The sequence below is a fragment of the Candidatus Poribacteria bacterium genome, assembly GCA_021162805.1.
Lineage (GTDB): Bacteria > Poribacteria > WGA-4E > B28-G17 > B28-G17 > JAGGXZ01.
Genome location: JAGGXZ010000116.1, coordinates 1 through 8,102, shown reverse-complemented (window position 1 = coordinate 8,102; position 8,102 = coordinate 1). Strand labels below are relative to the sequence as shown.

Below are 8,102 nucleotides of genomic sequence, written 5' to 3'. Positions count from 1 at the left end.
CTCTCAGCAGGGCGGCCACCCGGTGTATGTCCGGGCGGTGCGCACCCGGCTCGCTATTGGGGCAGCACCCCGGTAGATGATGCCAAGGGTCTGCCGGGAAATGACCATTACCGGCTGATGAGTGTCACGGTCATCCTCCGCTCACGTTGGAGGATGACCGCCGAGATCTTCAGGCTTAACATCAACGCAACCTCCTGGTGTGGCTCGAAGAGCAGTTCCGCTCCGGTGCTACCGTCGACCAACTCGCTGCCTACTTGGCAGCCTGAATAATCACCGAAAGTGAAAAGATAGTGGCAGATAATGTTCATCCTACCCGATGATTCTCAGTCATTGTGATCTACTGAAATTAGGATGCTTCTCGCAGAGCAGCCTGCTGCCGGACCATGTGCTGAACCTTAATGGAATCCACTTGACAGTGTATTCGAGACGACGTATAATCAAATTTATAGATTTACAATTGTCTATTTGTCTAAAGGTTGTCTCCGATGTTCAGGATAGGTGAGGTGTTCAAAGCGCTGGGCGATCCGACCAGGAGGAGGATAGTGGAGATGCTCAAGGAGAGGGATCTCACGCCGACGGAGATATTACAACAGTTGAATGTCTCCCAGCCGACCCTCTCCCACCATCTCGATATACTGAAGAGAGCCGGGCTCATCGAAGGGGAAAGAGAGGGGAAGTTCATCAGATACTCGTTGAACATGACCGTTCTGGAGATGTCCATCGAATATCTCATGAAGTTGATCGGAGGTGAAGAAAATGAGGATGAGAGAAGTATCGCTTGAGCAATTGCAGGTGAGAAGGAGGAGGTGAATCTATGGAGGCTTTGCTGTTACTGTATACGGTGTTTGAGATGAAGCTCATAAGCCAGAGGGATTACGACAACCCTCTCTGGGATGTGACGGTGCGGGTGCATTTCACATCCCCTTCCGGCAGACGACATACAGTTGAGGCGTTTTGGGACGGAGGGAGAACCTGGCGCGTGCGGTTCTCGCCCGATGAGATAGGGGAGTGGAGGTGGGAGTCGGAATGTTCCGAGGAGGATGACTCTGGCCTGCACGGCCAGCGTGGGGGTTTCCGATGTATATCCTACAAGGGTGATAACCCGCTTTACAAACACGGACCGATCCGTCTATCCGAGGACAGGCATCACTTCATCCATGCCGACGGGACACCTTTCCTCTGGCTGGCGGACACCGCCTGGAACGGCGTGCTGAAGGCAAAGCCCGACGATTGGGATCGCTATCTGCGCAGACGGAGGGAGCAGGGTTTCACCGCCATACAGTTTGTCTCCACACATTGGCGAGCGTTCCATCACGATAAAAACGGTGAGACGGCGTACACGGGCACGGAACGGATACGGATCAACCCCCGATTTTTCCAGCGCCTCGACCCTAAGGTCGCCGCTATAAACCGACATGGCCTACTCGCCGCCCCGGTCATCCTGTGGGCGTTAGGTGATATTTCGCCGGGAGTCGCTCTATCCGATGAGGACGCCATCAAGCTCGCCCGATACGTCGTCGCCCGATGGGGGGCATATCAGATCATCTGGATCTTAGGCGGTGACGGCAACTACAGGGGTGAGAGGGCCGAACGATGGAGACGAATCGGACGGGCCGTCTTCGGCGACCGACACGATCGGTTGGTGACGATGCACCCGGGGGGAAGGAGTTGGGTCGCCGATGAGTTCCGGGATGAGGAATGGTTCGACTTCATCGGCTACCAGAGCGGTCACGGCGATGGGGCGGATCATCTGCGATGGCTGGTTTTCGGCCCACCTGCTCAGGAATGGAGGAAAGATCCGCCCAGACCTATCGTCAACCTGGAGCCGAACTATGAGGCGCATCTGGCATATCAATCGCGCCGACCGTTCACGGCGTTCCACGTCCGCCGAGCTCTCTACTGGAGCCTCCTCATTTCGCCGACGGCGGGCGTTACCTACGGACACCATGGGATATGGTTTTGGGCCGAGAGGCCGGAGGTTCCGACCGATCACCCTCAAAGCGGCGTGGCACCTCCCTGGTGGAAGGCGATGGAAGACGAAGGGGCGATCTGCGTCGGACACCTGAGGACCCTATTCAACTCCATCCCTTGGTGGCTGTTACGTCCCGCTCAGGAGCTGTTGCTTGAACAGCCTGGAACGCCTCAGACACCGCATAGGTTCATCGTAGCCGCCAAGGCGGAGGACGGGTCATTCGCGCTCATCTACACGCCGGAGGGTGGGGAGATAGCGCTACGGGCCGATCAACTCAAGCTCCCCGCTGTTGCACGGTGGTTCAATCCCCGCACGGGCGAATGGAGCGAGGCGGGAAGGGTGAGCGAACCGATCCATCGGCTCCGGACGCTGGATGGAAACGATTGGGTGCTGGTCATCGATAACCGCCTATCAAGGAGGGAAGGGAAATGAGGAGATATGTATGCCTGCTGCCTCTGGTTCTCCTATCGGCCTCTTTGATCTCCTATGGTGGCGATGACGAGCTCACGTCTACAGCCGAGAGGTTCGTCGATCTGTTATCGAAGGGAGAGTTCTCAAAGGCGGCGGGGAGTTTCGATGACGTCATGAAGAAGGCCCTGCCCCCGGAGAAGCTCAAGGAGATCTGGGAATCCCTTATCGCCCAGACAGGCCCCTTTAAGGGGCGGATCGGAGCTCGGCCGGAAAAGGCGGGAAAGTATGACATTGTATTCGTGACATGTCGGTTTGAGAGGGCCACCCTCGACGTCAAAGTGGTCTTTAACAGGGGAAGACAGATCACCGGTCTATGGTTTGTCCCGAGCCGAACACAGGTCGAATATAAGCCGCCGTCATATGTGAACCTCAGCTCCTTTCGCGAGAAGGAGGTGACGATCAAAACCGGAGAGTGGGCTCTTCCGGGAACATTGGCGATCCCAACGGGAAAAGGACCTTTCCCCGCCGTCGTGTTGGTTCACGGCTCAGGGCCTCATGATCGGGATGAAACCATCGGTCCGAACAAACCGTTCCGCGATCTGGCATGGGGGTTAGCTTCCCGGGGGATAGCCGTCCTTCGATATGAGAAACGCACGAAAGTATACGCCAAAAAGCTCGCCTCGATGAGGGAAAGGGGATTCACCGTTAAGGAGGAGACGATAGAGGATGCGCTTTCCGCCGTGTCCCTGCTTCGGAGAAGTAAGGGCATAGACGCGAAGGGGATCTTCGTTCTGGGACATAGCCTTGGAGGGATGCTCGTCCCGAGGATAGGGGCCGCCGATCCCAAGATAGCCGGGCTTATCGTCATGGCGGGGACAACAAGGCATTTAGAGGACGTGATCCTCGACCAGATGACTTACATCTTCTCACTCGACGGGAGGATCTCCCAAGGTGAGGCCAAGCGGTTGGAGAGGATCAAGAAGCAGGTCGCCAAGGTGAAGGATCCGAATCTATCCGTAGACACACCCGCTTCCGAGCTGCCCTTCAACACACCGGCCAGCTATTGGCTGGATCTGCGCGGATACGATCCGGTTGAGACGGCCAAAGACCTGAGTCAGCCCATGTTGATCCTACAGGGGGGAAGGGATTATCAGGTCACGATGGAGGATTTCCGGAGGTGGAGGGAGGGGCTCTCTTCTCGGAAGAACGTGAGGTTTAAGCTCTACCCGAAGTTAAACCACCTGTTCATCGAGGGTGAGGGCAAGAGCACGCCGGCCGAATACCAAAAGGCCGGTCATGTGGCCGAAGAGGTTATCAAGGATATATCGGATTGGGTGAGGTCCGTCTACAGATCATAAGACGCTCAATTGAAAGCTTGTTCTGATAAGCCTGCTTAAACGAAGAGGGAAAGGGGGATGAGGATCGAAAGGATTGAGACGTTCGTCGTCGAACAACGGCTCCGGAAGCCGTTTTACTTCTCACAATGGGAGTATGATCGCCGTTCAATCTGCCTTGTGCGGATCATAACGGATGACGGCACATATGGCTGGGGCGAAGGTTACGGACCGGCGGAGGTCGTGCAGGCGTAGAGGTGCCGACCGCTCCAGGGCTGGGCGTAGATGTGCTTGATAATCCTCCTGTCTTACGATAAAATTGTGAAGAGTAAGACTCAAAGGAGGTGGTCCTGATTGCTGGCAAGGCTCTCTTCTAAAGGGCAGTTGGTCATCCCAAAGGCGATAAGAGAGGCGATGAAATTACACAAGGGAACACTGTTTCGCGTGCAGATCGCCGAGGGAAAACTCATCCTCGAACCGGTTACCTCTTCTCCGATCGATGCGCTGTATGGCAGATATTCCGGCGTAGATCTGCTGTATGATCTTGAGGAGGAACATAGACGGGAGGTGATGTGTGAGCAGGAAATTTGTGGCTGACGCCTGGGCGATCTTGGCGTTGCTTCAAGGCGAAGAGCCCGCAGCCTCCCAGTTTAAGCGGATACTAGAGAGAGCTGAGAGAGGAGATCTCGATCTATACATCTCCGTTATCAACCTTGGCGAAGTCTATTACCGTATCGGCAGGGTCAAAGGCGAGGAGGAGGCGAGAGAAACGCTGGGGGAGATCCGTAGCTTACCTATGACCGTTCTCCCCGCCACATGGGAGTTTGTATTCGCTGCCGCTGCATTAAAGATGCGTTACCCTATCTCCTATGCGGACGCCTTCGCTGCCGCGGCAGCGGAGGAGCTAAACGCTGTTCTAGTTACAGGAGATCCTGAGCTGGAAAGGCTTAAGGGACGAATTGAAATTGAGAAGCTGGAACGTCGGTAATCCACGCGTAGACGGACAAACACATAGGCCTGCCCTTATGATACACTACGTGATGAAGGTATCGACCGCTCCAGGGCTGGGCGTGGATGAGAGACGATTAGACGATCTTACCGTTTCCGCCGGGTCACCTTCCACAGTGTGATATCGTCCACGGCAAGCGACGCGTTCCCCGTCCAGAGGACCCTCGTCTCGACCCCTCCTCCGGGATGATGGAAGAGGAGCGGGAAGGATCGAAACTCCCCAAGCGGCAGCTCTTCAACGCGGATCTCACGCGATGCCGTGATCGGCTTACCCCCACCGACACACGTGTCGATCACGGCCACCAATCCTCGACCTTTCCCCGTCCGTTTCAGGCGAAACAGAGCGAGATAGTCGCCCGCGTCCATCGGCGAGTAGGGACCGAACACTATGTAACCTCCTTCGGTCTTCCCTCGACGCGCCAACCACATCTTCCCTCCGTGGGCGGCGGGATCGGTCTCCTCTCTGCCCGACCTATGAGCCAATTTCTCCGCTTCAAAACGGCGAAGGAACTGAAGTGATCCTACGGAGGGAAAAGGTTTAACTATCTCACCTTCTGCTATCTGATGATATTCGATCGCCCGGCGTATAGTTCCGAAAGGCGCCTTTATCTCGATGTGAATCTCGTCGCCGGAGGGGATGCCGGAGACGGTCAATCGAAATATCTTCTCGGGCGAAAGGAGCGCTCTATCCGGTTCCAGGGAGGGGTGATCTAATCCCCCACTGATCTCAATCCAAACCTCCATCTGTGAATCGGTGACGTTCCGGAGGAAGATCGGGAACAGAAGCCCGTGGTTTTCGATGCCGTAGATTGAAGTGGGGACGCGGATCAATATTCGTTTCCGCTTCATCTCCTGATGGTAAAGCACAGCCAGATGGTCGGGTCTCACAGCTATATATTCCGGTCCCAACCGATTGAGTATCTCCCGAAGCATCCGCAGATCAGCAAACCAGTTCAGGACGAACAGGTGCATGAAAGCGGGCCTTTCGGAAGGGGTTATCGCTCGAATCTGGGAGACCAGATTTTTGATCTGCTCCTCCCGTGACATCCCCTTAGACCATCCCGTCACGGCATGGAAGACGGGGACGTTCCGGGAAGTGGGATAGGTTGCCTCATCATAATCTATCACCCTACGCCCGTAGTCGGGGAAGATCGCTTTGAGGAACGGAATCCGTTCGGCATAACGGCCGATCAGATCATCCCGCGAGACCCCCATTATCCAGATCTCCTCCAGATCCATCCTCTCCATGTAAGTGCGTGTCTGATCGAGAAACTCATCGAAGACCCGTCGACGATCCTGCTCCCGAAACCGCTTGCCGTAGGAATCGGGATATGCATATCCGATACCCGATACGGCCCCCAGAAACCGATCCTGATCTGTGGCCGTGCTGTAGTAGTAATCGACGATATCCGGGATCAACATGCAGGCTGAAGGGGAGATCGTCCAACCGAGGGGAAGCTTCCCGCGAACAGGGTCCTTCCACAACTGAGGGAAGTTGGACACCGTGAGCACCGGCAGGTTATCGCCGTCGGAGATGATGAAGGAGACGTAGACCCTGTCCCGTTGAAGAGGCGGAACGGAGGGAGGAGTTCGTTGTTTGAACTTCGAGATCCGAATGCCGGAGTGAACGGAGAGGTTGGAACAGTTTATCGAGCCAACCAAATATTTCCCGAATTCCGAGAAAAGCGTTACTCCCGGTCCCTCGCCGATGCCGACATCCTTCCCCGCCCAGGGATAGCTCATCACGGGTATGTTGACGGGCATCTGGGCGAGGAGCCTTTCCATCAGTCGAACCTCATCATCGGGCGAAGCATATCTTTTAGCGCCGTCTATCGGACCTGAGATCCAGAAGATGAAGATCTTATGCTGGACAAGGTAATCCCTCAGTCCGAGGTGATCGGGCCAGGAACAGGCTATGACGTGATGGTTCAGACGGTCCCAGAGGTTATCGAAGGCCCATTCATACGCCTCGACGTTGCTTTTCCATCTCCCTCTCAGATCGGCGATCACGGGCATGGAGAGTCGATCCGCGATCCGAGGTGAGACGACCACTCCGTTTTCAACCCCGGCGATCATCGTGGCGATGTTCTTCGAGGCGGGAAGCATCGGGTCGGTTATGATCATCCCCCCGATTCTATCCCAGTATTTGGAGATCAGCTCGTTCGGATCGGAGATGATCTCCGTTTTGCTGATCCATCCTTTCCGCCGCATCCAATCGAGCCAGAAGGGATCGGTCGGGTTAAAGAGATAGTAGATCTCAGGCTTCCTGCGGTTCACGATCCCCTGAAGGGTCAGAAGGAGAAGCTGCCAGTCCGGAGGGTAATTTCTCAGATCGAAGACGATCAACGTGGAAGCCGGAGGATCGGATCTGAGGAACAGCTCCGGGAACGGACGCTGTTCGCTCCGATATGTGAGATCGCGGGGATATCCGGATGGAACAGGCTGGGAAGCCCTAAGGGTGGGCGTCTCTATCCTACCGCCATCAAGCCTGAAAAGCGATATCCTGTCCACCCTGACGGACGCGTATCCCCTCCAGAAAACCCTGCATTCCAGCTTTCCTCCGGTGTATCGAAATGGAAGGGGTATCTGGACGTAGCGGTTTAGGACGAGATCCGATCCGGTGACCTCGCGGGAGTTCAGAATGTCCCTGCCGAATGAGACGCAGGCGTCTAAGTCCACCACCGCCTCCTCACCCGCCTCCTCCAGCAGCTTCATTCGGAAGAACGCCACGTAATCGCCCGGCTTCAATTCGATGTAGGGGCCGTAGATGAGGTGTCTATAGGGACGATCTGAATATGTCTTTACCTCCCATGCTTTGTTCCCGTATGCTTCAGGATCGGCAACCGCCCGTCCGATTGAATGGCCGATCCCCTTGCTTTCGCCCTCCCAGGTTTGAACCTCCTTGTAATTCCCCCGTGGGATGATCTGTGAGGGCGGGATCTCCTTGAGGATCGAATCCGGTACGCCTTCTCCCTGGGCCTGAGCCCATACGAAGACACATAACAGCAAAACCGATAGAATCCCGTCATACCATCGCATTTTTCGCAATCTCTCTATATGCAACAAAGCGTCTAAGCCGAATGGCTCATTGATATGACCGATATTCATCCTTCCCTCCGTCGCCACAGCGATAAATATCTTCGCTCTTATTCCCATTGAGTGTAGTATCTATGGCTAATTGCCCGCCGTCCATAGATCAGCTGTCATTTATAGTCATTAAGTCATTCGGCTTCGCCGTCATTAATGACTACTAGGGTGTGCAATAAATAAGCCTTAGCTCAAGCATGACATGGCCTGGCAGATTTGACAACTTACCCCTTACCACAACATCGACGCTCTCCCAGCTCCTTCACACACAGCTCGATCCGAAATGTATT

General features: G+C 55.3%; 7 protein-coding genes. 6 read left to right on the top strand and 1 reads right to left on the bottom strand.

Annotated features, from left to right (window positions below):
• The first annotated feature begins 494 nt into the window (after positions 1-494).
• The 6 genes from J7M22_09135 (at position 495) to J7M22_09110 (ending at position 4,705) form a co-directional block, all read left to right on the top strand.
• Positions 495-782, top strand: a complete 288-nt coding sequence (locus tag J7M22_09135) for a winged helix-turn-helix transcriptional regulator (protein MCD6506774.1) — start codon at positions 495-497, stop codon at positions 780-782.
• Between the two features lie 32 nt (positions 783-814).
• On the top strand, positions 815-2,404 hold the full coding sequence (locus tag J7M22_09130) for a DUF4038 domain-containing protein (GenBank protein MCD6506773.1): 1,590 nt from the start codon (positions 815-817) through the stop codon (positions 2,402-2,404).
• A complete protein-coding gene (locus J7M22_09125; protein MCD6506772.1) occupies positions 2,401-3,741 on the top strand; it encodes an alpha/beta fold hydrolase in 1,341 nt (446 codons plus the stop codon). The genes J7M22_09130 and J7M22_09125 overlap by 4 nt, the downstream gene beginning before the upstream one ends.
• Positions 3,742-3,798: 57 nt before the next feature.
• A complete protein-coding gene (locus J7M22_09120; GenBank protein ID MCD6506771.1) occupies positions 3,799-3,972 on the top strand; it encodes a hypothetical protein in 174 nt (57 codons plus the stop codon).
• Between the two features lie 99 nt (positions 3,973-4,071).
• Positions 4,072-4,314 (top strand): AbrB/MazE/SpoVT family DNA-binding domain-containing protein, encoded by a 243-nt coding sequence (locus J7M22_09115; GenBank protein MCD6506770.1) that lies wholly within the window; start codon positions 4,072-4,074, stop codon positions 4,312-4,314.
• Positions 4,292-4,705, top strand: a complete 414-nt coding sequence (locus tag J7M22_09110) for a type II toxin-antitoxin system VapC family toxin (GenBank protein ID MCD6506769.1) — start codon at positions 4,292-4,294, stop codon at positions 4,703-4,705. The genes J7M22_09115 and J7M22_09110 overlap by 23 nt, the downstream gene beginning before the upstream one ends.
• A 107-nt stretch (positions 4,706-4,812) precedes the next feature.
• On the opposite strand, the gene J7M22_09105 is transcribed toward J7M22_09110, so the two are convergent.
• Positions 4,813-7,833, bottom strand: coding sequence for a hypothetical protein (locus tag J7M22_09105; protein ID MCD6506768.1), 3,021 nt, complete (start codon positions 7,831-7,833; stop codon positions 4,813-4,815).
• Positions 7,834-8,102 lie beyond the last annotated feature (269 nt).

Excerpts from the sequence above, each read along its gene's own strand:
- J7M22_09130 (MCD6506773.1), top strand. The coding sequence starts at position 815 with ATGGAGGCTTTGCTGTTACTGTATACGGTGTTTGAGATGAAGCTCATA.
- J7M22_09125 (MCD6506772.1), top strand. The coding sequence starts at position 2,401 with ATGAGGAGATATGTATGCCTGCTGCCTCTGGTTCTCCTATCGGCCTCT.
- J7M22_09120 (MCD6506771.1), top strand. The coding sequence starts at position 3,799 with ATGAGGATCGAAAGGATTGAGACGTTCGTCGTCGAACAACGGCTCCGG.
- J7M22_09105 (MCD6506768.1), bottom strand. The coding sequence starts at position 7,833 with ATGAATATCGGTCATATCAATGAGCCATTCGGCTTAGACGCTTTGTTG.